General features: G+C 62.4%; 13 protein-coding genes and 1 pseudogene. 7 read left to right on the top strand and 7 right to left on the bottom strand.

Annotation, left to right across the window (positions count from 1 at the left end; all coding sequences use genetic code 11):
- Positions 1-30: 30 nt before the first annotated feature.
- The 4 genes and pseudogenes from malQ to ACD590_RS29375 form a co-directional block, all read right to left on the bottom strand.
- On the bottom strand, positions 31-1,884 hold the full coding sequence (malQ, locus tag ACD590_RS29390) for a 4-alpha-glucanotransferase (protein ID WP_439004010.1): 1,854 nt from the start codon (positions 1,882-1,884) through the stop codon (positions 31-33).
- Positions 1,885-1,913: 29 nt separating this feature from the next.
- Positions 1,914-3,674, bottom strand: coding sequence for a malto-oligosyltrehalose trehalohydrolase (treZ, locus tag ACD590_RS29385; RefSeq protein ID WP_439004068.1), 1,761 nt, complete (start codon positions 3,672-3,674; stop codon positions 1,914-1,916).
- 152 nt (positions 3,675-3,826) lie between these two features.
- Positions 3,827-5,501, bottom strand: a pseudogene (locus tag ACD590_RS29380) (response regulator).
- A gap of 11 nt (positions 5,502-5,512) precedes the next feature.
- Positions 5,513-11,812 (bottom strand): HAMP domain-containing protein, encoded by a 6,300-nt coding sequence (locus tag ACD590_RS29375; protein WP_018245886.1) that lies wholly within the window; start codon positions 11,810-11,812, stop codon positions 5,513-5,515.
- 209 nt (positions 11,813-12,021) lie between these two features.
- On the opposite strand from ACD590_RS29375, the gene ACD590_RS29370 reads away from it, so the two are divergent.
- The 7 genes from ACD590_RS29370 (at position 12,022) to ACD590_RS29340 (ending at position 17,224) form a co-directional block, all read left to right on the top strand.
- Positions 12,022-12,486 (top strand): hypothetical protein, encoded by a 465-nt coding sequence (locus tag ACD590_RS29370; RefSeq protein ID WP_439004009.1) that lies wholly within the window; start codon positions 12,022-12,024, stop codon positions 12,484-12,486.
- A 76-nt stretch (positions 12,487-12,562) separates the two neighbouring features.
- Positions 12,563-12,844 (top strand): hypothetical protein, encoded by a 282-nt coding sequence (locus ACD590_RS29365; RefSeq protein WP_018245888.1) that lies wholly within the window; start codon positions 12,563-12,565, stop codon positions 12,842-12,844.
- A gap of 156 nt (positions 12,845-13,000) precedes the next feature.
- Complete coding sequence (locus tag ACD590_RS29360; RefSeq protein WP_439004008.1) at positions 13,001-13,612, top strand: helix-turn-helix domain-containing protein; 612 nt, start codon at positions 13,001-13,003, stop codon at positions 13,610-13,612.
- On the top strand, positions 13,612-14,250 hold the full coding sequence (locus tag ACD590_RS29355; protein ID WP_439004007.1) for an RES family NAD+ phosphorylase: 639 nt from the start codon (positions 13,612-13,614) through the stop codon (positions 14,248-14,250). The genes ACD590_RS29360 and ACD590_RS29355 overlap by 1 nt, the downstream gene beginning before the upstream one ends.
- Before the next feature lie 153 nt (positions 14,251-14,403).
- A complete protein-coding gene (locus ACD590_RS29350; protein ID WP_439004006.1) occupies positions 14,404-15,429 on the top strand; it encodes an ABC transporter substrate-binding protein in 1,026 nt (341 codons plus the stop codon).
- Positions 15,426-16,466, top strand: coding sequence for a FecCD family ABC transporter permease (locus ACD590_RS29345; protein WP_018245892.1), 1,041 nt, complete (start codon positions 15,426-15,428; stop codon positions 16,464-16,466). The genes ACD590_RS29350 and ACD590_RS29345 overlap by 4 nt, the downstream gene beginning before the upstream one ends.
- A complete protein-coding gene (locus ACD590_RS29340; protein ID WP_439004005.1) occupies positions 16,463-17,224 on the top strand; it encodes an ABC transporter ATP-binding protein in 762 nt (253 codons plus the stop codon). The genes ACD590_RS29345 and ACD590_RS29340 overlap by 4 nt, the downstream gene beginning before the upstream one ends.
- Before the next feature lie 75 nt (positions 17,225-17,299).
- Here ACD590_RS29340 and glgB read toward each other — a convergent pair whose 3' ends face one another.
- The 3 genes from glgB to ACD590_RS29325 are packed head-to-tail and all read right to left on the bottom strand — an operon-like array spanning position 17,300 to position 26,013.
- Entirely contained in the window at positions 17,300-19,510 is a 2,211-nt protein-coding gene (gene glgB, locus ACD590_RS29335) for a 1,4-alpha-glucan branching protein GlgB (RefSeq protein ID WP_439004004.1), read from the bottom strand.
- Positions 19,507-22,788 (bottom strand): maltose alpha-D-glucosyltransferase, encoded by a 3,282-nt coding sequence (gene treS, locus ACD590_RS29330; RefSeq protein ID WP_439004003.1) that lies wholly within the window; start codon positions 22,786-22,788, stop codon positions 19,507-19,509. Before treS ends, glgB begins: the two co-directional genes overlap by 4 nt.
- The gene (locus ACD590_RS29325) at positions 22,789-26,013 is read right to left on the bottom strand and encodes an alpha-1,4-glucan--maltose-1-phosphate maltosyltransferase (RefSeq protein ID WP_439004002.1); all 3,225 of its coding nucleotides are present in this window, start codon (positions 26,011-26,013) and stop codon (positions 22,789-22,791) included. It abuts the gene before it with no gap.
- Between the last annotated feature and the right edge of the window lie 105 nt (positions 26,014-26,118).

Here is a 26,118-nt window from a genome sequence, read left to right as displayed (position 1 = left end):
ATGACGAAGCTGATGGCCGCCCGGCATCGGTCACTCCCGCGGCCTTTCCTCCCGCATTGCCGCCGTCACGCTCTTCAGCAGCGGGCTCGACATCAGATCCGCGAGCAAAACCGATAGCTTCGGCTTCCAGTTCGGATAGCTGTCGCTGGTGCCTGGCACATTGGTTGGCCTTTTTTCGTCGGTGAGATCGGCGAGACGGATCGCGGCGAGAAGCGAGGGCGTTCTGGCGATGAAGCGATAGGCGCTGACGGTCAATTCCCTCAGCGTCTCCTCGCTTGCCCGCGCTTGGGAAAGCCTGGCCGGCAGGTCGAGGCCGGCAGCCTTCAGCGCCGCTTTCAGGTTCCTCCGCTCGCGCTTGCGGTCTTCGAGATGTGCCTCGGTGAGATCGGGCGGCACGATGCCGTGCTCGCACCGGGCCTGAATGTCGGCGCCGCGCCACCAGCCGGCAAGGGTCTGGTGGTCGTGCGTCGAAATGCAGGCCAAAGCCAGGACTGGATAGACGTCCGCCGGCTTGAAGCCCTTCTCATCCTGTTCATAGGAAAGGATGCGGTAGGAGAGAATGTGGGCCGCGGCCAGGTCGTCCTGCAATCCCTTGGGGATCAGTCCCAGGTCTTCTCCGATGACGAGGCACCGATGCTCGGCGGATACGTCGGCGAGGATCTGCAGCAACCGATCCGCGGGATAGCGGACATAGGCGCCGCCGTCCGGCCTGCTGCCCAATGGCACCAGGAAGATGCGGCGAAGCGCTGCGGCGTGGTCGATGCGGATGGCGCCGGCATATCGCATGGCAGCACTTAGCATACGCCGGAAAGGCGACATCTCGCCTGCGGCGATCGCGGAAGGCAGGTATCCGGCAAGGTGCCAGTCCTGCCCATCTATGGCGAAGGGATCAGGAGGGCTGCCGATCGTGGCCTTGGAGACATAGATATCCGGCTCACTCCATGTCGCCGAGCCATCGACCGCCTCCCCGACGGCAAGATCGAGATAGAGCCCGATCCGTAGGCCGGCCTTCCCGGCCCGGTCCGCCGCCTGCATCAGCTGGCGGTGGGCGAGCCACTGCAGCCACATGTGGAAGCGGACATCCTCCGCGTGTCCGCGCTCGAATTCGGCGACAGCGGCGCTGTCGAAGCGCTGGAAATCGGCCGGCCACCGTTGCCAGCCGGCGCCTGCCCCGCGCTCGACCATGGAAAGAGAGAGGCATTCGAAAAGCGCGTGCAGCCGCAGGCTGTTACCGCCTTGCGCGATAAAAGCGTCGAAATCGGCCGGATCATAGGTATCGCACTGTCGCCAGGCCGGCCAGAGATCGCGCAGGACCCTAAGCTTTATCTGTGCGACGCCGGCGTAATCGACGAGATCGGTTTGGCGAAGGCGTGCCAATTGCCGTTCGAGTTCCGGACTACAGGCAAAACCCGGCAGCCGGTCAACCGCGATATAGAGCGGATTGAGATGCTGGCGGCTCGAGGGCTCATAGGGGCTGCAACGCTCGGGATCGGCGAGAAATGGCGCGTGAAGCGGGGTGAGACCGATGAAATCGGCGCCCAGCGATCCCAGGAGATCCGCCATATCGGCCAGATCCTCGAAGTCTCCTATGCCCCAGTTGCGTCCCGAACGGAGTTCGTAAAGCTGCAGGCTCACACCCCAGACCCGCGTGCTGGAAAAGAACTCCGGCAGAAATGACCTGGCGATCTTCTTAGCCGCCGGCTTTGGCTCCCGCCGCATCGCGCCGGTCTCGGGATCGACCGCTCCCGGCAAGTCGATCTTCAATGCCGAGAGGATCTTGCGCTTGGTCTCGCCTGAGATCGCTACCTCCCGATTGTCGGGACTGGGCCTGGTCGGGCTGATACCGTGCCGGCGGGCGAGCTTGTCGAGCTCAGCAGATTTCATCGTTCGATCGCCTTCCTGTCAGCACGCCGTCACGCCTCGCCGATGCTCCAGATCACCGTCCAGGGCGCGAGATTGCCGCCATCGCTACCGCCGAGATGGAAGATCGTCTCGCCGTCGCCCTGCTGCGAGACGAGCGTCGCCGCCTCGGTACCGAGGTTGGCGCGCAGATGCAGACGCCGGTTTTGCGCCAGGGTCCAATCCACCGCGAGTGCGCTTCCCGCCGAGCGATAGACCGCGTTTCCGGCGCCAGCGCCTTTGAGCAATGGCACGATCCTCCGGTGTCGGAGGTCGAGAAGCGTCCTGTAAAAATCGAAGACATCGGAGGAGGCGAGTTTCGACCAGTCCAACTTGGCAGCCGCGAAGGTCGATGGCGCCGTCGGGTCGAGAAGGTCGTCGGCGTCGAAGCCCGGCAGACGGGAGAGCTCCTCACGACGGCCTTTCCTGACCTTCTCGTTCAGGTCCTCATCAAAATCGCAGAAGAAGGGAAAAGGTTCTGTAGCGCCCCATTCCTCGCCCATGAACAGCATCGGGATCTCGGGCGCCAGCAGGTAGATGGCAGCCACAGCCTTGACGACATCAGCCGGGCTCGAAGCCAGAACCCGGTCTCCCAGCGCCCTGTTGCCGATCTGGTCATGGTTCTGGATGAAGGAGATAAAAGCGGTGGGCGGCAGATGACCGCTCGGCCGGCCGCGGCTTCCGCCGCGGTAGGGCATATGTTCCCCCTGAAACACGAAACCTTCTGCCAGCGCCCGGCCGAGCTTACCGGCGTCACCGACGTAATCGGCATAGTAGCCGAAGGTTTCGCCCGTAGCAGTGATATGCAGCACATGGTGCACGTCATCGTTCCACTGGGCGGTGAACAACCTCACTTCCCCGTTTTCGTCACGCTTCAACAGATCGCTGTCGTTTTCCTCGTTTTCGACGATCAGATGAACAAGCCGGTCGCCGGCCGCTGCCTTGACGCGGCGCGCAAGCGCGTGAAGCAGATGCTCGGCGCTGTTGTCCTTGATGGCGTGGACGGCATCGAAGCGGAAACCGTCGAGCCTGAACTCGGTGATCCAATAGATGGCGTTCTGGATGATGAATTCGCGGATCATCTCCGATCCGTCGCCGTCGTAGTTGATGCCGTTGCCCCAGGGCGTCTTGTGGTGCTCGGTAAAGAGCGGCGCATAGGCGGGGATAAAATTGCCGTCAGGTCCGAAGTGATTGTAGACCACGTCCAGGAAAACCGAGATGCCGCGCAGGTGTGCTGCGTCAACCAGCGCCATGAAATCTTGCGGCCGGCCGTAGCTGCTGTCTGGAGCATAGGGAAGGACACCGTCATAGCCCCAGCTGTAACGGCCGGGAAATTCACTAAGCGGCATGATCTGCAGCGCCGTAACGCCCAGCGCTTGCAGATGGTCGAGCCGCTCGATCGCGGCCTTGAAAGTCCCCTCCGGCGTGAAGCAGCCGATATGCATCTCGTAGATGACCATCTCCTCCCACGGTCGACCCGTCCAGTCGCTCGTCGTCCAGCGATAGGTGGAAAGGTCGACCACTTCGCTCGGCCCGCGCACATCCTGTGGCTGGAACCGCGAGGCGGGATCGGGAACTTCGGAACCGTCCGGCAGGACAAAGCGATAAAGCGTACCGGTATGGGCTTGCGCGACCGTGCAGCGGTGCCAGCCGTCCTCAGTCGCCTGCATCGGCCACGGATCAGCGCCTTCGATCTTCAACGACACGCTTTCATGCAGGGGAGCCCAGAGGCGGAATAGAATGCCCCCTTCGGTGAATGCCGGTCCGAATGTCATTTTGGTCAAGAGAAAGCCTTCGATGAAATTGGGATGGGATTTGGGTAACTTTTGCGGGAGGAAAAAGTTTCGTCCGCAAGCGGACGCGCGAAAGCGGTCGCTGTCACCAGCATGGCCGCGCCGGTCGCCTCGGCATGTTTACGCTTTGATCGTCAGGCCGCCGCGATTTTACCCGAGCGCTTGGTCCATCGCCGCCTGAAGCTGTTCCTGTGTGAATGGCTTCTTCATCCGCAGCATCCGGCCGAGGCCATGGTCTTCGGAAAACTCGGCATAGCCCGAGGCAAGGATGATGGGCAGGCCTGGAAAGGAGGAGCGAAGGTGACGCGCAAGCTCTGCGCCCGTCATCCCCGGCATGGCATGATCGGTGATGACGAGATCACAACCCTGTCCGTCAGCAAAGAATTCCAAAGCCTGGGAAGCGGAAGACGCCTCTTGCGGCAGATGCCCGAGATCCTCCAGCATTGCCACGGTTCCCGTCCTGACAAGGGCGTCGTCGTCGACGACGAGAATGGCGAGCGGCCGCGACGCCGGTTTCAAAGGCTCCGTCGCCGGAGGCTCGACGACCGGCTGCACCTTGACGAATGTCTCGGCGACGGGGAGCCACAGGGAAACGGTCGTGCCCTTGCCCCTGACGCTCGATATCTGGATCGAGCCGCCGGATTGCGCTGCCAGGCCATGCACCATCGACAGGCCGAGACCGGTGCCCTTGCCGACGCCCTTAGTGGTGAAAAACGGTTCGGCGGCACGCGAGACCGTTGCCTCGTCCATCCCCTCGCCATCGTCCGACACCGATATCCTGATGTAATTTCCGCCTGCGAGGCTGGTCGGCAGGGCTTCTTCGGCTGCCGCCGCGGCCACCGTCACGGCTCCGCCGCTTTCGAGCGCATCCCGGGCATTGACGAACAGGTTGAGCAGCGCCAGTTCCAGCTGGTTGCTGTCGACCAGAAGAGGGGCGAGATCCGCCGGGATGCTCTTGTGGATTTCGATGCGCGGCCCTACCGCCTTGGCGAGAAGATCCTCGACGTTTTCGAACAGCCGGAGGAAGTCGACCGCCTGCGGTTTGAGCTCCTGGCGGCGTGCGAAGGCAAGCAGGCGCTGGGTCAGCGCGGTGCCGCGCTCGGCCGCCTGAATCGCGTTCGTCACCAGGCGTTCGCTGCGTTCATCGGCCGGAAGCCGTTTCTTCAGAAGATTCAGGCTGCCGAGAACTGCCATCAGGAGGTTATTGAAGTCGTGGGCCACGCCACCCGTCAGGTGACCGATCGTGTCGAGCTTCTGCGCCTCGAACAGCTGTGCGAGCGCCTCTTCGCGCTCCCGTGTCCGTTGATCGATCCGATGCTCGAGCTCCTCGTTGAGCTCACGCAACTGCGCTGCCGAGGCCTCGAGTTCGGCGGTGCGCTGGTGAACCCGGGCCTCCAGCTCGGCGTTCAGGCGTTCGAGTTCCCTCGTCTTCCTGTAGAGATCGGCAAAGACCCGAACCTTGGCTCTCAGCACTTCGGGGACGATCGGGACGGAGACATAGTCGACCGCGCCCACCGCATAGCCGCGCAGCCGGTCTGGTTCCGCCAGCATGACGGCGGAAACGAAGATGATCGGCGTGTTTTGATAGCGCGGATGCTGCCGGATCATGCTGACGAGCTCGAACCCATCCTGTTCGGGCATACAGACATCGACGAGGATCACCGCGATTTCGGTGCGCAACAGGTGCTCAAAAGCTTCGCGTGCGGATTGCGCCTTGATGAGGTTTTCTTGGAGCTCTTCGAGTATGACCTCGTAACTCAGGAGCTTTGCCGGTTGGTCGTCGACGAGGAGGATGTTGACGGGGTTCATGGCGAGAATCCTCAGCGATGCAGCCACATGCGAAGAGCCGACAACAGCTGTTCGGTATTGACCGGTTTCGCCAGGTAGTCGGACGCGCCCGCTTCCAGGCATTTCTCGCGGTCGCCCTTCATCGCCTTGGCCGTCAGCGCCAGGATTGGCAGCCGCCGGAACCGGGGCTCCGAACGGATGACCTGCATTGTCTCGTAGCCGTCCATTCCGGGCATCATGATGTCCATCAGCACGATCGCCACAGAGGGTTCGTTGTTGATGACGTCGATGGCTTCGCTACCGGTCGTCGCGGTCAGGACCTTCATTCCCCGGCGTTCGAGGACGCTGCTCAGCGCGAAGATGTTACGGGCATCGTCGTCGACAAGCAGCACGGTCTCGCCGACCAGATCCTCGTCCGAGCTGTGCAGGTCCTGCAGCGTCGCCTGCTTTGCCGCCGGCAGGTCGGCGACAACCCGGTGCAGGAACAGGGCCGTCTCATCCAGCAGACGCTCGGGCGATTCGACCCCCTTGACCACAACGCTGCGGGCCATGCTGTGCAGTGTCGCGTCTTCCTCAGCGGAAAGCTCCCGGCCGGTGAACACGACCACCGGCACCTCGCCGATCTCGGCGTCGTCGCGTATTTGCTCCAGCACTTCGAAGCCGGACATGTCGGGAAGGGAAAGGTCGAGCACCACGCAGTCGGCGGCATTCTGCCGAAGAGCGGCGAGAGCCTCCGATCCGGAGCCGACGCTGGTGATATCGATGTCGTCGTGTCCGAGAAGGGCGGTGACGCTCAAACGCTCGGCCTCGTTGTCTTCGACGAGCAGCAGATGCTTGCGACGCGGCTGCGCATAGGCCTTCAATCGCGACAGCGCCTTGCCCAGGCCTTCCGGCGTCGTCGGCTTGCTCATGAAAGCGAAGGCGCCGCGGGTCAGCCCATGCTGACGATCCTCGTCGAGGCTGATAATCTGGACCGGAATATGCCGCGTCTGCGGATTCTGCTTGAGCTGGCTCAGCACCGTCCACCCGAGCATGTCGGGCAGGAAGATGTCGAGCGAGATCGCCGCCGGCCTGTAGTCCTGCGCGAGTGCGAGCGCATCGCTACCGCGCATCGCCACCAGAACCTTGAATCCGTTGTCGCGGGCGAGATCCACCAGGACGCGGGCGTAGTGCGCGTCGTCCTCGACGACGAGCAGCACCGAGTCGCCGGCCGCTATGTGGTGGCGATCGTCTTCGACATGTTCGGTCGGCTTGTCGGCGCGGCGGTTTGCTGCCGCTTCGGCAAATTCCACGACATTTGCCGGCGGAACCGACTTCGGCGCAACCGCGCCGGCGCCCACATAGGTGAGCGGCAGGTAGAGAACGAAGGTGCTGCCGACACCGGGGGTGCTGCGCAGCTGGATCTCGCCGCCCAAGAGGTTTGCCAGTTCGCGGCTGATCGCCAGGCCGAGGCCGGTGCCGCCATATTTGCGGCTTGTCGAGGCATCCGCCTGTTGGAAGGCCTCGAAAATGATGCGTTGTTTTTCAGGCGGTATGCCGATGCCGGTGTCGACGACTTCGAAGGCGATGACAGAAGGCGCATGCTTCAACGAGGGGTGATCGGACGACCAGCCGCTCGTTGCCGAAGCGACGCGAAGCGTCACGCCGCCCTGCGCGGTGAACTTGAAGGCATTCGACAGCAGGTTCTTGAGGATCTGCTGCAGTCGCTTCGAATCCGTGATGAGGCTCTTCGCGACATCGGCGCCGACGTCGACCGAGAACGACAGGTTCCGGTTTTCGGCCTCGTGCCGGAATGGCCGCGCCATCATCTCGAGCAGGTTGCTGACAAAAATCTCCTCGGCATCGACCGAGACCGTTCCGGACTCGATCTTCGACAGGTCGAGGATGTCGCTGATGAGGTTCAACAGATCGGTTCCCGCGCCGTGGATCGTCTTTGCGAACTCGACCTGTTTGCCCGACAGGTTGCCATCCGGATTTTCTCCCAGCTGCTGGCCGAGGATGAGGATCGAATTCAGCGGCGTGCGCAGCTCATGCGACATGTTGGCGAGGAATTCGGATTTGTACTTCGATGTCAGCGCGAGCTCGGTTGCCTTTTCCTCCAGCGCGCGCCGGGCCTGCTCGATCTCCTGGTTCTTCGCCTCAACTTCGACGTTGCGTTCCTCCAGCTGCTGCGCCTTCTGTCCGAGCTGCTCGTTGGTCTGTTGCAGCTCGCGCTGCTGCGTCTGAAGCTCGGCGGCAAGCTGCTGGGACTGCTTGAGCAGGCCTTCGGTCTGCATGGTCGCTTCGATCGAGTTGAGGACGATGCCGATCGATGTTGTCAACTGGTCGAGGAAGGACAGCTGCAACTCGGTGAATTCGCCGGCTGAGGCCAACTCGATCACGGCCTTCACCTGCCCCTCGAAATGCACCGGCAGCACGATGGCGCTTCTCGGCAAGGTCGTGAACACGCCGGAGCTTATCGGAACGACATTGTCGGGAAGGTCGGTGACCAGGATGCGGCGAGCGTCGCTGGCGCACTGGCCGACAAGTCCCTGGCCGAACTCGAGACGTGCCGGGTGCGCCGCCTCGCCCCCTTTCGCGTAGACGGAGAGCAGCGACAAGATCGGCTGCCGCTCGTCGGCATCCACCTGGTAGATAACCCCTTGATGGGCACCGACCAAAGGCGCCAGCTCCGACAGCAGCATCTTGCCGACCAGCGTCAGGTCGCGCTGCCCCTGCAGCATGTTGGTGAAGCGCGCCAGGTTGGTCTTCAGCCAGTCCTGCTCGGTGTTGCGCTCGGTGGTGAGCCTGAGGTTGTCGATCATCGTGTTGATGTTATCCTTGAGCTCAGCCACTTCGCCGCGCGCGTCGACCTTGATCGAGCGCGTCAGGTCACCCTTGGTGACGGCGGTCGCCACCTCGGCGATGGCGCGCACCTGCGTCGTCAGGTTGGCTGCCAGCAGGTTGACGTTGCCGGTCAAGTCCTTCCAGGTTCCCGCGGTGCCGGGAACATTCGCCTGACCGCCGAGACGGCCTTCCACGCCCACCTCGCGCGCCACCGTGGTCACCTGATCGGCAAAGGTCGCGAGCGTGTTGGTCATGTTGTTGATGGTCTCGGCAAGGGCTGCCACCTCGCCCTTGGATGCGACCGTGAGATTTTGCTCGAGGTCGCCGTTCGCCACCGCCGTCACCACCTTGACGATGCCGCGGACCTGCTCGGTCAGGTTGGCGGCCATGACGTTGACGGTGTCGGTCAAGTCTTTCCAGGTGCCGGCGACGCCCGGCACCTGCGCCTGGCCGCCGAGCTTACCTTCGGTGCCGACTTCGCGGGCCACACGCGTCACTTCGCCGGCGAAGGCGTTGAGCTGGTCCACCATCGTATTGATGGTGTTCTTCAGTTCGAGGATTTCCCCCTTCACGTCGACGGTGATCTTGCGCGACAGGTCGCCACGCGCCACGGCTGTCGTGACTTCGGCGATGTTTCGAACCTGGGTCGTCAGATTGGCGGCGAGCAGGTTGACGTTATCGGTCAGGTCCTTCCAGGTGCCGGCGACGCCCGGAACGACAGCCTGGCCGCCGAGCCTGCCATCGGTGCCGACTTCACGGGCGACACGGGTCACTTCGCCGGCAAAGGAGCGAAGCTGATCGACCATGGTATTCAACGTATCCTTCAGGAGCAGGATTTCGCCGCGCACGTCGACGGTGATCTTGCGCGACAGGTCGCCATTGGCGATTGCGGTCGCGACCTCGGCGATATTGCGCACCTGCGCCGTCAGGTTGCCCGCCATGGAGTTGACGCTGTCGGTCAGGTCCTTCCATGTGCCGGCGACGCCGGAGACCTGCGCCTGGCCGCCAAGCTTGCCTTCGGTGCCGACTTCGCGGGCGACGCGCGTCACTTCGCCGGCGAAGGCGTTGAGCTGGTCCACCATCGTATTGATGGTGTTCTTCAGTTCGAGGATTTCCCCCTTCACGTCGACGGTGATCTTGCGCGACAGATCGCCACGCGCCACGGCTGTCGTGACTTCGGCGATGTTTCGAACCTGGCCGGTAAGGTTGGAGGCCATGGAGTTGACGTTTTCGGTGAGGTCTTTCCAGGTACCCGCGACACCCGGCACCTGCGCCTGGCCACCGAGCTTGCCCTCGGTGCCGACTTCACGGGCAACGCGCGTGACTTCGGAAGCAAAGCGGTTCAGCTGATCGACCATGGTGTTTAGCGTTTCCTTGAGCTCGAGGATTTCACCCGAGACCGACACCGTGATCTTCTTCGACAGGTCGCCATTAGCAATCGCAGTCGAGACTTCGGCGATGTTGCGCACCTGCGCCGTCAGGTTGCCCGCCATGGAATTGACGCTGTCCGTCAGGTCCTTCCAGGTGCCGGCGACGCCGAGCACGTTCGCCTGGCCGCCGAGCCGCCCTTCGGTGCCGACCTCGCGCGCCACACGCGTCACCTCGCCGGCAAAGCCGTTGAGCTGATCGACCATCGTGTTGATGGTCTCCTTCAGTTCGAGGATTTCGCCAGACACGGTGACGGTGATCTTCTTGGACAGGTCTCCCTGGGCGACGGCAGTCGCGACTTCGGCGATGTTGCGCACCTGGCCGGTGAGGTTGGACGCCATCGAATTGACGCTGTCGGTCAGATCCTTCCAGGTGCCGGCGACGCCGCGCACATTGGCCTGACCGCCGAGCCGGCCCTCCGTGCCCACTTCGCGGGCGACGCGGGTGACTTCCGAAGCGAAGGCATTGAGCTGATCGACCATCGTATTGATGGTTTCCTTCAGCTCGAGGATCTCCCCCTTCACGTCGACGGTGATCTTCTTCGACAGGTCGCCGTTGGCGATGGCGGTCGAGACCTCCGCGATATTGCGCACCTGCGCCGTCAGGTTGCCGCCCATCGAATTGACGTTCTCGGTAAGATCCTTCCAGGTACCGGCGACGCCGCGCACATTGGCTTGGCCGCCAAGCCGGCCCTCCGTGCCCACTTCGCGGGCCACACGGGTCACTTCGGACGCAAAGGCATTGAGCTGATCGACCATTGTGTTGATCGTCTCCTTCAGCTCGAGGATTTCCCCCGACACCGTCACCGTGATCTTCTTCGACAGGTCGCCATTGGCGATCGCGGTCGAGACTTCGGCGATGTTGCGCACCTGCGCCGTGAGGTTCGAGGCCATGGAATTGACGTTGTCGGTCAAGTCCTTCCAGGTGCCCGCCACACCGGGCACTTGCGCCTGGCCGCCGAGCCGACCTTCGGTGCCGACTTCACGCGCCACACGCGTCACCTCGCCGGCAAAGCCGTTGAGCTGGTCGACCATCGTGTTGATGGTCTCCTTGAGCTCCAGGATTTCGCCGGAGACGTCGACGGTGATCTTGCGCGACAGGTCGCCGCGCGCCACGGCCGTCGTCACCTGGGCGATGTTGCGGACCTGAGCCGTCAGGTTGCCGCACATGGCGTTGACGGAATCGGTGAGGTCTTTCCAGGTTCCGGCGACGCCTGGCACCAGCGCCTGTCCGCCGAGCTTGCCTTCGGTGCCGACCTCGCGCGCGACGCGCGTTACTTCCGAGGCGAAGGACCTGAGCTGGTCGACCATGGTGTTGATCGCCTCCTTCAGCTGCAGGATCTCGCCGCGCACGTCGACGGTGATCTTCTTGGAAAGATCGCCATTCGCAACGGCGATCGTCACTTCCGCGATGTTGCGCACCTGCGCCGTCAGGTTCGACGCCATCGAGTTCACACTTTCGGTGAGGTCCTTCCAGACGCCCGTCACCTCCGGCACCTGCGCTTGGCCGCCGAGCTTTCCGTCGGTGCCGACCTCGCGCGCGACGCGCGTCACTTCCGATGTGAAGACGCTCAGCTGCTTGATCATCGTATTGACGATATCGGCCGAGCGTAGGAACTCACCTTTGAGCGCCCGACCGTCGACATCGAGCGGCACGGTCTGCAGAAGATCTCCCTTGGCGACCGCAGTGATCGTGCGCGTGACAGCTGTCGTCGGCCACAGAAGGTCGTCAATCAGACCGTTGATCGATCCTTCCATTTCGGACCAGGAACCGTCCGACAGGCCGAAGCGCACGCGCGTGCTCGTTCGCCCGTCCCGGCCGACCACCTGCCCGACATGCTCGAGCTGCTGGGCCATGCGCTGATTGGCGGCGATGATGTCATTGAGAGCGTCGGCGACCTTGCCGGTGACACCGGTCAGATCCGACCGCATCCGCACCGAAAAATCGCCCCGTCTTACCGCAACCAGCACCTCCAGAAGGGCGCTCGCCTCGTCCAACGCCATTGCTTTGTGGACTTGACCATTGAGGTTATCTGCCGCGGCATTGTCGCGCGCGAATTCGCTGGTTTGGTTGTTCACGAGAATCCCCCTCTTCGACGACTGGTAATTTAGTGCTCGACTGGGAAAATGGTATGGCCGTCCCGCGTCGATCCTAACATGATTCAGCGCCCAAAATGAGCCTGATAGTTGCAGATATCCAAAGTGCGCGCCGGACATCGTCTCAGTGGAATTTGCGGTTTTTCGTGCGTGGGGGAACACTTGGCTGCCGGCCGTCGTTTCCGTCCTGAATGGAGAACGACATGTCGAACGTCTCAAGGACAGGCAAGGAAGAGATCAACAACGCGACCAATCCCAACACGTTTGGGAAGTCGGTCGAGAGCCAGGCGCAAATTGTCAATGCGACTTCGCAATCGTCGGCCGACGCTGGCGACGAGATGCTCAACATCTATCGGCTGGAGCCGATCGCGGCGCCCGACGATCCGAGATGGGACAACTCCCCCGGACATGGTACCGTCGTCGTCGCCGCCAGAACGGCCGGCGACGCCAGGATCGTCGCTGCGGCTCGTGAGCTCGATTTCATGGAAGTGGATGCAGCTCCCGCCGAGGATGTCACAACGGTCAATGCCAGCGCCTTTCGGGACGACAAGCTTTACACCGTCATTGAGATCGAGCGGAACAAGCGCGATGTTGAGCGAGGGATCCTCGAAGGCGCCATCGCTGTCGACACGATCCGGCCGATTCAATCGGACTGACGTAGCAATTTACAGACGCAATCGGCGAGGCGCTACGGCGTCACCATCATAGGTCCCTCGTTCCCTTGGAGTTCTCATGAATACGGCCAACCTCCAGCTCAAGGGCCTCATCATGGCCATGGCGTCGATATGTGATGCGATCGTCGAGAAGGAACTGCTGACCAGCGGAGAACTCAATGCCGCGCTCGCGAAAGCCAAGCAGGCAGTCGAGGATGACGACGACCATGAACTGTCGGATGCCAATCGCGCCGCGATCCTGTTCCCCATCCGTGTGCTGCAGCTTGCCGAAGAGGCAGGCAGGAGAGGCGAACGGTTGACGTTTTCGGACTATGCCAAGCTTGTAGGAAAGATGACCTGAACAATGTCGAAGGCTTCGCTGACGAGAACCCGTATGTTCTCTCCCGGGCAATCGGGGCTTTCTGGAAGCTTATTGATGCGCGTGGCCTCTACACATGTGGTTGACTTCATATCGGCATGAGCCATATAAATACCTTGTCAACCAAGGAGCCGCTCCATGGCCCGCCACGCATCCACTCCCGTCACCGCACAGGAAGAGCCGAATTCCATCAGAGCCGCGTTTATGCGACGCGCGACTTCGGCGCTCGAGCGCATTTCTGCAAACGTGCCGGCAAAGGATCTGGCCGATGCGCTTTCAGCCCCGACCGACGCCGGATCGTTGGCGCAGCTTCTCAGCCGCTCGGATATGGTGGGCGCGGCGATAAACAATCTCGATCCGCTGGTTCCGGCGTTGGCTCGCAACGTCGAGCATCGGCAAAATCTCGTCGAACGGGCCGGCGGGACGATGTCAGCCGAGGACGCCGGACGGATCCTCGGCATCAGCAGACAGGCCGTCGACAAAAGGCGGCGAGCCGGCACGCTGCTTGCCATGCGCGAAGGCAGCGACTGGCGCTATCCGCTCTGCCAGTTGGATCAAGGTGAGGTGATCGCAGGGATTTCCGATGTCGTGCGTGGTTTTGCCGCCGCCGGTCCCTGGATCGCATTGGATTTTCTGCTTGCTTCCGATACGGTTCTCGGTGGTCGGACAGCTCTGCAGGCGCTGCGCGACGGCGATCGTGAAGCAGTCCGGCGTCTGATCCGGATCGAAACCTCCGACGGCTTTGCCTGATGCCGGCAAATGCAGGCAGAGGGCCGTCGGGAGCTGCACTGCCCCCGCCCGCTTGGCTCGCCCATTCGTCGTTGCCGATCGACCTCATTCCGGTCGGGCAGGTTCTCCATAGGGTCCATCGGACGCATCTCGACCCCATCTTCTTTGGACCCGGCCCCGGGATTGCCGCCACCAATCGTTTCGACAGCGCCAGCGGACGTTTCGGAATTCTCTATGTCGGGATGAGCCGCAGGGGAGCGCTTGCGGAAACGATCCTGCGCAATCCCCAGCGGTTGATGGTGTCCATGACCGAAATCACCACACGCGCCATCAGTGAACTCAGCTGTATCAGACCACTGAGGATCGTGCGCATGCACGGAACCGGCCTGCAGACCCTCGGCACTGATAATGCCATCTCCACCGGCCCCTACGGACCATGCGGCCTTTGGACCGACGCGCTCTGGGACCATGCCGACCGGCCGGATGGCCTTGCCTACCAATCGCGCCATGATTCGAGCGAGATCTGCCTCGCCCTTTTCGAACGCAGCGACATGGCGTTCGACAGAAAAGGCACGCTTCCGCTCTCCGGCATCCTCCAGGAGATTGCGGCGATCCTCGAGGTCTACGGCAAGTCGCTGTCACCGGTCGGCCCCGTTTAGACGGCGAACGCGGCTGCCGTTCGACAGGCGGTGGCACGTTGTTCCCGCAGCAATGCCTTGTCAATTTTGCGATAAGTTGATTTGTTTGGTCTTGTTTTCTGGCCGTTTCTGAGGCTATACGGCCGCATATACTCACGCACCGGGAATTTCTTCGTGACCAGCCTCAAATCGCTTCTGGCCGCCTGCGGCCTCTCAACCATGATCGGCCTTGCCGCAGATCCGTCTTTGGCCGCTTCGACGACCTACCCGCTGACCCTGGAAAACTGCGGCGCGCAGGTGACTTTTCAGAAGGCGCCCGAACGGGCGATCGGCCTCGGCCAGAACAGCGCTGAAATCCTGCTGTTGCTCGGCCTTCAGGACAAGATGGCCGGCACGGCTTTCTGGCCGAGCAAGGTTCTGCCGCAGCTCGCAGAAGCCAACGCCAAGGTCAAGCTTTTGACCGTCGAGATGCCGACCTTCGAATCGATCCTCGCCGAAAATCCCGACTTCGTGGCGGCAGCTCTGCCGAGCCTGGTCGGACCGAACAGCAAGGTCGCCAAGCGCGAGGATTTCGACAAGGTCGGCGTCGCGACCTATCTTTCTCCCAGCACCTGCCTCAGCACCAAGGACGTCAAGGACCAGTACGGCAGCCGCGCCGAGCTGTGGAACATGGATCTTCTCTACAAGGAGATCGACGAACTCTCGCAGATTTTCGATGTCGCCGATCGCGGCCAGGCGTTGATCGCCGACTTCAAGGCGCGCGAAGCCAAGCTTCGTTCCAGCGTTTCAAAGGACGGCAAGAACCTTTCCTACGTCTTCTGGTTCTCCAGCCCCAGCCCGTCGGCCGACGCCTATCTCGGCGGCAAGAACAGCGCGTCCGGCTTCATCGCCGATCTGCTCGGCGGACACAACGCGATATCAGCGGAAGCGGAATGGCCGACGCTCGGCTGGGAAGGCATCATCGCCTCCAATCCCGACGTCATTGTCGTCGCCAGTCTCGACCGCAATCGTTGGGAGCTCGATAAGCCGGAGGCCAAGATCAATTTCCTGAACACCGATCCGGCCGTCAGCCAGATCCCTGCCGTCAAGAACAAGGCGATCGTGATCATGGACGGCCAGGCCATGAACCCGACCGTCCGCACGGTCTACGGCGCTGAGCAGGTGGCCGGCCAGCTGAAGGCTCTCGGTCTGTTGAAGTGACGGAAGCGGGCCGTATCTTCCGGCAGCTGGGAGCCGTCCTCGCAGTGCTCCTGGCCTCTTTCTGCCTCATCGCTGTTGCCATTGGCGTCAGCGTCGGGATCGGCGACCTGCCGATCCCGCTTGCAACCACGTTTTCGGCCGTCACCAACCGGTTGGGATGGACCGCGGTCGAACTGAACCGCATCCACGAGACTGTCATCTGGGATTATCGTCTCAGCCGGGCGCTGGTTGCCGCTTTCTGCGGCGCGGGCCTTGCGCTATCGGGCGCGATCATGCAGTCGCTGCTGCGCAATCCGCTTGCCGAACCCTATGTTCTCGGCATCTCGGCCGGCGCCTCCACAGGCGCCGTCGCGATCGTCATTTTAGGCGTCGGCGCCGGCGCGGTCTCGCTTTCCGCCGGCGCCTTTGCCGGCGCCTTCGCGGCCTTCTTCTTCGTCGCCCTCCTGTCGAACGGCACGCGCGGCGGCGCCGATCGCACCATCCTCGCCGGTGTCGCCGCTTCGCAGCTTTTCAACGCCACGACGTCTTACATCGTCACGACATCGGCCAACGCCCAGCAGGCCCGCGACGTCATGTTCTGGCTGCTCGGCAGCTTCGGCGGCGTGCGCTGGCCGGAATTCGCGCTGGTCTCGATCGTTGTCGGCGTCGGCCTCGTCGGCTGCCTGTTTTACGCCCGCGTGCTCGACGCCTTCGCTTTCGGCGACGAGGCGGCATCATCACTCGGCGTCAATGTCGGCCGCGCGCGGATGGCGCTCTTTGCGCTGACGGCAATGATGACGGCGACGATCGTCAGCATGGTGGGGTCGATCGGCTTCGTCGGCCTTGTCGTGCCGCATGTCGCGCGCTTTGTCGTCGGGCCGCTGCATGTCCGCCTCCTGCCGGCTTGCGCAATAACAGGGGCGATCTTCATGGTGCTCGCCGACATCGCCGCGCGCGCCCTCATTCCGAACCAGATCCTGCCGATCGGCGTCGTCACGGCCCTGGTGGGCGTCCCCTTCTTCTCGATCATCCTCTACCGGTTCCAGCGCGCATCATGAGCATCAAGGCCGAAAACCTCATCTGGAAGATTGGCAGGAAGACCATTCTCGACGGCGTTTCCCTGGACGCGCCGCCGGGCAAGATGCTCGGCCTGCTCGGGCCGAACGGCTCGGGCAAGACCTCGCTCCTGCGGCTTCTCGCCGGCCTGAAGCGGCCGCATTCCGGCCGCATCACGCTCGACCGGAGCGACGTCGCCACGATCAGCCGCCGCTCGATCGCCCGGCGGATCGCCTTCGTCGAGCAACACGCCACCACAAATGCCAATCTGCGGGTCGTCGACGTCGTCAAGCTCGGCCGGTTCCCGCACCGGTCGATGTTTTCAGGCTGGACGAAGACCGACGAAGAGGCGGTCGAAGCCGCGCTGGCGCGCGCCGGCATGGCGGAGAAACGCGACGATCGCTGGCAAAGCCTGTCGGGCGGCGAGAAGCAGCGCACCCATATCGCAAGGGCGCTCGCCCAGTCGCCCCAGGAGCTGATCCTCGACGAACCCACGAACCATCTCGATATCCAGCATCAGATCGGCCTGATGCGGCTCGTCTCCGGCCTTCCGATCACCAGCATCGTCGCCCTGCACGATCTCAATCATGCTGCCATGTTCTGCGACCAGCTGATCATCATGCAGCATGGCAGGATCGTCGCCTCCGGCGCGCCCCAGGACGTGTTGAACGAGGATCTTCTAAGGAATGTCTTTTCCGTCGAGGCCCGTGTCGAAGCCTCTCCCTATCACTCGCGCCCGCATATCCATTATCTCAGGTGACGGTGAAACTGTCACCGAGTTGACTATCTACGGTCGTCTCAGATGACGGTGGAACCGTCATCGACGTGACCACTGTCAAGGCGACGGCCCCTGCAGAAAGATCGTGGACAGCGGCGGCAGCGTCAGCGACAGAGAGACGGGCCTGCCGTGGGCGGGCACCGGTTCGGTCGACACCGCGCCATTGACAAGGCCCGAGCCGCCATATTCCCGCGCATCCGTCGTCATCCGCTCGATCCACACACCGTCGCTGGGCACGCCCACCCTGTAGCCGTAACGCGGCACCGGCGTGAAATTCGACATGACCAGGATCGACGAAGCACGATCGGGTGCATAACGGAGCATCCCGAGCACGGAATTGACGGCGTCGTCGGCTGCCGCCCATTCGAAGCCCTCGGGATGAAAGTCGCCGAATTGCAATGCCGGCGCGTCCGCGTAGAGGCCGTTCAGATCCTTCACCAGCCGCTGGATCCCCACATGCTGGGGCCGGTCCAGCACATCCCAGGTCACCGAACCATCATGGTTCCACTCGCCCGGCTGTGCGACTTCGCTCCCCATGAACAAGAGCTTCTTGCCAGGATGACCCCACATGAAGGCGAGATAGCTGCGCAGATTGGCGAATTTTTGCCATTCGTCGCCCGGCATCTTCGTCAGCAGCGAGCCCTTTCCGTAGACGACCTCGTCATGTGAAATCGGCAGAATGAAGTGTTCGGAATAGGCATAGATCATTCCGAAGGTCATCGTGCCATGCGCGTAGCTCCGGTAAATCGGATCCTTCTCGATGTAGCTCAGGCTGTCATGCATCCAGCCCATGTTCCATTTGATGTCGAACCCCAGCCCTCCCTGCTCGGGCGGCTTCGTCACGCCGGGCCAGGCCGTCGATTCCTCGGCGATCGTCATCGCGTGCGGGCAGCGCTCGTGAATGATGCTGTTCAGGTGCTTGAAGAATTCGACCGCTTCCAGATTCTCGCGGCCGCCATATTGGTTGGGGATCCATTCGCCCTCGTTGCGGCTGTAGTCGCGGTAAAGCATCGAGGCAACGGCGTCGACCCGCAAACCGTCGATATGGTAGCGCTCGAGCCATTCCAGCGCGCTGGCTATCAGGAACCCTTTCACCTCGTTGCGGCCGAGATTGTAGATCAGCGTGTTCCAGTCGCGGTGAAAGCCTTCGCGCGGATCTTCGTGCTCGTAGAGCGCGCTGCCGTCGAAGCGGGCAAGCCCCCAGACGTCTGTGGGAAAATGAGCAGGCACCCAATCGAGGATGACACCGAGCCCGGCGCCATGGCATCGGTCGATGAAATAGGCGAAATCTTCAGGCGTCCCATATCGGCCGGTGGGCGCGAATAGCCCGAGCGGCTGATAACCCCAGGACCCGCCGAACGGATGCTCCATGATCGGCAGCAGCTCGATATGGGTAAAGCCCATATCGCTGACATAGGGAACCAGCCGCTGACTGAGTTCAACCCAGTCGAGCGACCTGTTGCCGTCCTTTAGATCTCGAAGCCAGGAGCCGGCGTGCACCTCATAGACCGAGAACGCGCCCTCCAGCCTGTCTTGGCGGGACCGGCCCTTCATCCAGCCGTCATCGCTCCATCGAAACGGCGTCGACGATGCGACGATGGAGGCGGTGGACGGAGCCGCCTCGCTCGCCCTCGCGACCGGATCGGCCTTCTGCGGCAAGCAGGTCCCCTCAGCATCGATGATCTCGAACTTATATCTTTCACCGGGGGCGAGGCGCGGAACGAACAGCTCCCAGACGCCCGCCGACGGTCTCAGCCGCATCGGATTGCGCCGCCCGTCCCAGGCGTTGAAGTCGCCGACAACCGAGACGCGGCGCGCATTCGGGGCCCAGACGGCGAAACGAACGCCCGATATCCCGTCGATCGACATATCAACTGCGCCGAGCGTCCGGCTCAGACTGTAGTGGGTGCCCTCCGATATCAGATGGAGGTCGAGCTCTCCGAGCAGCAGACCGAAACTGTAGGGGTCCTCGGTGACCTGAACTGCATCCGGCCATGTGATCCGCAGCCGGTATCCCGTCCTCGAGGCCGCCACCGCCGCAAACAGGCCGGACGGGTGTGCGATGCTGAACGGCGCCACCACCCGGCCGCTCGTCGCATCGATGAGATCGACCGCTTCCGCTCCGGGCAGATACACCCGCACGATCGTCATGCCGCCGCTTTGGTGGGGACCGAGGATCGAAAAGGGATCGCCATGGCGCCCCTCGATCAGGGCCCATAGCGCATCCTGTCCGATGCCCGCCAGAAGTTCCGAGCGCTCAACATTCATGCCTTGACTCCCGTCAGACGCGCTACGATTTCGGTAAGGCCGGATAGCGGGATCGGAAGCCATTTCGGCCTGTTGCGGGCTTCATAGGCGATCTCGTAGGCGGCCTTTTCGAGTAGAAAGGCATCGAGAACCCTGCGTCTTTGGTGGGGTGGCATGTCAAGCTCCTTCGATACGGAAACCGCCTGCGAATAAGCATCGAGAAAGGCCTCCTCGGCATGGCGCCCGAAGCGGGCGATCGCCTCGCGGCGGACCTCGTTGTCGTGTTCGATGACCGCGTCGTTGTCGAGCTGGGCGGTGGCCACGAGGTAGCTCAGCGATCTCAAAAGCCCGGCGACATCGCGCAGCGGGTTCGTCTTGGCGCGGCGCTCGGCTAGGTTTTTCGCAGGCTCGCCCTCGAAGTCGATGATGACGGCATCACCCTCGCTGACGAGGATCTGGCCAAGATGGAAGTCGCCATGCGTGCGTGTCATCAGCGTATGGCGGGCGCTCTCCGCCAGCGTCCCGGCGAGCTCTGCGAGTTCGGAACGACGGTCGAGTAGCGGCCTTGCGAGCAGGTCGATTGCGGGGTCGGCATTCTCGTCGCGTTCCTCGAGCTTCGACATCGCATAGGCGAGCTCCCCGGCAACGGCCTTCCTCATCGCCTCGACTTCGCTGTCGCCTGATACCACCGGGCTGAAGGCCTCGTCCCCGGTCTTCGCAGCGAGCACGACATGCAATTCGCCGAGCCTGAGACCCACCATCGCGACGAAACTGATCAGCGACCGGAAGACGTCATCGTCTGGTTGGACCGCCGGATCGTTCAGCACGAGTTCGTCGGCCCCGCGGCGCAGATTGTTCAGCATCCAGTTCCAGGCGTCGCCCTGATTGCGGATCGCGCCCTGGACGATGATCAAGGTGGAACGGCGTCCGCTGGAATCGGTATGCGCGACCTCTCCGAGCAGGGGCGCCGTGTGGTCATAGCCGGCGCGGGTGAGATAGCGCGTCATCTCGACTTCCGGATGGATGCCCGGGAAGATGTGCCTGATCAGTTTGATCATCGCTACGTCGCCGACCAGCAACGAGCTGTTGGACTGTTCAGCCGATAGCCAATGCACCGGCAGCTCGTCTGAAATCTCGAGACTGTCGAGCCGTTCTGTCCCAATGAATTCGAGCGTGCCGGTCCGGCCGGTGGTGCGCGAGCGGTCGCGAAGTCCGTGCAGAATGCCACGCGCCATTGCCTCCGCGGCAAATCCGTCTGTGAGGAAACCGACGCGTCTGCCTTGGCGAATCCTCCCAAGCGCAAGCTGCTGGGCAAGCGCGGAAGGATGCGCATCGTCCCAGGCGACCGCGAGCGGCAGTTGATAGGATTCGCTGTGGTTCGGCAGCACGACCTCCAACTCGCCGAGGACGACGCCGTCGGCGAATGGGATTGGTGTCGCGGAGATCAGTCGGGCGGCCTGAAGCGCCTGGTCCTTTGCCCCGAACCATCGCCGCTTGGAGAGATAGGCGGGCAGGATTTCGCCGCTCAGAATGCGCGCATGACCCGGTTCATCCACGAGGTCGAGCAGGCTACGCCGGATGACCATCGTCAACAGATCGGGAAGCTGTTCCGGCGGTGCGGTGCGCCACGCCGGCGGGTCGGCATCAGCCGTCAGCTGGAACCAGAAGAAACCGTAGGGCGGCAAGGTCAGCAGATAGGTCAACTGGCCGATCGGCGGAAACGGCGACATGCCGGTCAGTTCAATGGGCACGCGCCCCTCGAAGCTCGACAAGTCGAGTTCGACGGCCTGGGGCAGCCGCGAGAGGCTTGCAACACAAAGCAAGACCTCGCCTTCATACTCCCTGAGATAGGCAAGGATCTTGCGATTTTCCGGTGAAAGGAACCGCAGCGTGCCACGCCCGAAGGCGGGATGCCTGCCGCGCAACGCCAACATTCTGCGCGTCCAGTTGAGCAACGAATGCGCGTCCGTGCTCTGCGCCTCGACGTTGACGGCCTCGAAACCGTAGAGCGGGTCGGCGACGGGCGGCAGGACGAGACGCGCCGGATCTGCCCTGGAGAAACCGCCATTGCGGTCCGGAGACCATTGCATCGGCGTCCTCACTCCATCCCGGTCGCCGAGATAGATATTGTCGCCCATGCCGATCTCGTCGCCGTAATAGATCACCGGCGTTCCCGGCATCGATAGAAGAAGCGCGTTCATCAACTCGATCCGCCGGCGGTCGCGCTCCATCAGAGGTGCAAGGCGCCGTCTGATGCCGAGATTGATGCGGGCACGTTTGTCGGATGCATAGGTCTCCCAGAGATAATCCCGCTCGGCGTCGGTCACCATTTCGAGCGTCAGTTCGTCGTGGTTGCGAAGGAAGATCGCCCATTGGCAGTTGTCTGGAATCTCCGGCGTCTGGCGCAGGATGTCGGTGATCGGAAACCGATCCTCCTTGGCGATCGCCATATACATGCGCGGCATTAGCGGGAAGTGGAAGGCCATGTGGCATTCGTCGCCCTCTCCGAAATATTCGCGCGTGTCCTCCGGCCATTGATTGGCCTCGGCAAGCAGCATCACGCCGGGATGAGTGGCATCGAGCGCGGCGCGTATGCGTTTGAGGATCCCGTGGGTTTCCGGCAGGTTTTCGTTGATCGTCCCCTCGCGCTCGACGAGGTAGGGGATCGCATCGAGACGAAACCCGTCGATGCCGGTTTCCAGCCAGAAGCGCATCACCCTCAGCAATTCCTCCATGACAAGAGGGCTGTCGAAATTCAGGTCGGGTTGATGGGAATAGAAGCGGTGCCAGTAATAGGCGCCGGCCACCGCGTCCCATGTCCAGTTGGATTTTTCCGTATCGATGAAAATGATGCGCGTTTCCGGAAATTTCTGATCGGTATCCGACCAGACGTAGAAGTCGCGCTCCGGCGATCCCGCCGGCGCCTGGCGGGCGCGCTGGAACCAGGGATGCTGGTCGGAGGTGTGGTTGATGACGAGTTCGATGATGACGCGAATATTGCGCTGGTGGGCGGCGTCGACGAAGGCTCGGAAATCCTCCATCGTCCCGTAATCGGGGCTGACATTGCCATAGTCGGCGATGTCGTAGCCGTCGTCGCGGCGCGGAGAGGGAAAGAAAGGCAGGAGCCAGATGGCATTGACGCCGAGCGCTGCGATATGATCGAGCTTCTGGTGCAGGCCGGCGAAGTCGCCGACCCCGTCGCCATTGGCATCGTAGAACGACTTGATGTGCAGCTGGTAGATGATCGCATCCTTGTACCAGAGCGGCTGCGGCGCGCTATCTGCATTCATCGTGTCCATTCATGCCTCCCTTGAGCGAATACGCCAGATCGCATAGGGCAGGATCTCAGGATTGAGCCCGATGCTCTGCCATTTGCCGGTCCACTTGAAACGATGGCCGCCGATCAGATCTTCCGCATCCAGCGTGCCGTCGTCTCCGAGCGACCAGTGCCAGAGCGGCAGCTCGACGTCGCTTTGCTGGAAATTATGGGGGTCGAGGCTGATGGCGATCAGCAGGACGTTGTCGCGGGCGCGGCTTGCCTTCTCGAAGAACAAGATATTGTCATTTCGCGCATTCAGCAGCGTCAGGCCGAGATGCGAATGCAGCGCGGTGTTTTCGGTCCGGATGCGGTTGAGCGTCCTGATTTCGGCAATGATATTGCCCGGCCGGTCGTAGTCCCAGGCGCGGATTTCGTACTTTTCGCTGTCGGCATATTCCTTGCGCTTGGCGTCCGGTCGCCCCTCGCAAAGTTCGAAACCGTTATAGACGCCCCACAATCCCGAAAGAGTGGCGGCAAGTGCAGCGCGGATCAGGAAGGCCGGGCGCGGTGCGTTCTGCAGGAAATCCGGATTGATATCATGGGTGTTGACGAAGAAATGCGGGCGGAAGAATTCTTTCGGCGCCGTCTCGGTCAGCTCCCGCATATATTGCTCGAGCTCCCACTTGGCATTGCGCCAGGTGAAGTAGGTGTAGGACTGGGAGAAGCCGATCTTTGCCAGCTGGTACATCACCTTCGGCTTGGTGAAGGCTTCCGACAGGAAGACGACGTCGGGATGACGGGCCCTGATATCGCCGATCAGCCATTCCCAGAACGGAAAGGGCTTTGTGTGCGGATTGTCGACGCGAAACAGCTTGACGCCCTGGTCCACCCAAAGCTGCACGACATCCCTGAGCTCCACCCAAAGCGAAGGCAGGGCATCTTTCGTGTAGAAATCGACGTTGACGATGTCCTCGTATTTCTTCGGCGGGTTTTCGGCATATTTGATCGTGCCGTCGGGACGCCAGTCGAACCAGCCGGGATGCTCCTTCAACCAGGGGTGATCCGGCGACGCCTGGATCGCAAGGTCGAGAGCGATCTCCAGGCCATGCCGCCCTGCCGCCTCGACCAACCGGCGGAAATCCTCGAACTCGCCGAGCTCGGGATGGATGGCGTCATGGCCGCCATCCTCGGAGCCGATGGCATAGGGGCTTCCGGGGTCGCCCGGCCCGGCTTTCAGGCTGTTGTTGCGGCCTTTCCGGTTGGTCGAACCGATCGGATGAATCGGCGGGAAATAGAGCACGTCGAAACCCATGTCGCGGATGGCGGGCAGTCGCGGGATGACGTCGTCGAAGGTGCCGTGTCGGTCCGGATCGCCGCTCTGCGAGCGCGGGAAGATCTGGTACCAGCTGGCAAAGGCAGCCTCCTTGCGTTCGGCATCGACGGCGCTTGCCGTCGAGCGAAGCCGAAACGGCCGCCTGTCGGCCTTGTTCATCAATTCGGATGTTCCGGCATCGAGCAGGATCGCCGTGCGCTCGGCATCGGACGCCCTTTCGAGATTGTCGCCGAGGGCCTTCAATTCGGCATTGAGCGTTGGGCCGGCATGCATCTCGGCCGAGCGGACGAGGTTCAACCCCTCCTGGAGTTCGAGCTTCAGATCCAGCCTGGCATCGTTCTTCTTCGTCAGTTCGTAGCGGAAAATCGCAAACGGGTTCTTCCATGCCTCGACGGCAAATTCATAACGTCCAATGCGCTCCAGCAGGAATTCGGCGCGCCAGCGGTCGTTTTCGACCAATTGCATCTCCGTCTCATTCCAGTCCGCCGCATCGAGCGGCCGCCAGAGCAGGACCGCGGCGATCGGGTCGTGGCCGTCGGCGAATATATCCGCCTCGACGGTGACGATGTCGCCGACCACCCGCTTGACGGGAAAGCGCCCTTCATCGACCCGCGGCATGATGTTTTCGATGGCGAGCCGCGGTGATGCTATCGCCTGTGCGACGTCGAGGATCGGCCGGGATGTGATCGGCGCCGGCGCCTTGCCTTCGACCACCAGGGTCTCCCCTGCCCGCAGCCGCAGTGCCGTGCCGTCGGCCGCGGCGGGAAGAAAACCGGAGGCCGCTTCGCGCAGTGCGCTCACCGGAGCGGGCGCACTTTTCCGAAGGTCCCTGTTGAGCAGGATGAACCGCACATTCTCAGTGCTGCGAAGGTCTTCCACCTCAGCCTGCAGCAGCGCTGAGACCGGTCCGTTGGCGTTGCGGATGAGCCGAAGCGATGAGGTCGGCGCATGGGGTTTCTTGCCGATCTCGGTGTTCGCAAGGCGAATTTCGGAGGAGATATCGAAGGCAAGGTCATGGCGCATCCTCCGCAAGCCCGCTCCATTCCCATGGGTCGGATCGAGCGGCGTGACTGCGCCATATTCGAAGCCCATCGGAACCATCAGGCCGCCGCCGAGTGAAGCAGCCAGCCGGAGCGCCCTTATAGCGCGCCGTTCGAGGGTTTCGCGGCTTTCGGTTCCGTGGGCGATCCGCCTGGTGAAGGGTGGTTCCGGAAAAGCGATCTGCCAGCCAAACTCCTTCTGGACGCGGTGTTCTTCGATGAACCATCTCTCATCGAAATCCCACCAAGCCATCGATGAAAAACATCCGTCGAAGCCTGTATCCTTGACCGCGGCCCTGGTGCCAAAATCAGTGCCGGGCGTCCAGGCGAGGAATTGCGCGTCCGCCTTCTCGCGCACCGCCGAAATCAGTGATTTGAAAACCGCCGGCGCAATGCGATCGATCCCGAGCGCCCGGTAGCCGGAGATGCCGAGACCAGTCAGTCCTCGCAGCCGTTCGGTCCATTCTTCCAACAGCCTGGATTGAGACTCCGCCCCCATCGCAGTCATCGGTTCCGCCGGGTCCAACGGCGAGCGCCTCGGATCGACAGGGTGAAAGCTCGCCTTGGGATCCCGGGCCTTACCGTCGAGCATCAGGTCCATCATCAAGGCGACGCCACTCTTACGAGCGGCCTCCGCCAAGCGTCCCACCCCCTCCTCGACTGCGCTTCCGAGCGACAGTTGAGGATCGAGGCGGCCTAGGTCCCGGGAGGCAAAGACGCTGCGCTCCCCGCCCCGGTCGAAAAGAGGCGCCGTCAGCACAAGGTCGAAACCCGTATCCGCTGCATGGTCGAAAACTTCGCGCCACGCATCGATACCCTGAAGAAGGAGTGGATTGACATAATAGATCCGGGGTGGGGTGCTCAACACACCCTGTTTTGGAGAGGATAACATCGGCCGCCGCTCGAGTTGCTTTACAGGCAAACTTCTGTTGGCGGCGGTTGTTCCACCGAAACTGCCAATTCGCGATGCGCTGGACATCGTGGGCCGCATTGAAGC

The sequence above is a fragment of the Rhizobium sp. 862_C5_N1_2 genome (genome assembly GCF_051811205.1).
GTDB lineage: Bacteria > Pseudomonadota > Alphaproteobacteria > Rhizobiales > Rhizobiaceae > Rhizobium > Rhizobium leguminosarum.
The sequence above is the reverse complement of the archived record's forward strand: the minus strand, read 5'-3'. Positions and strand labels throughout refer to the sequence as shown.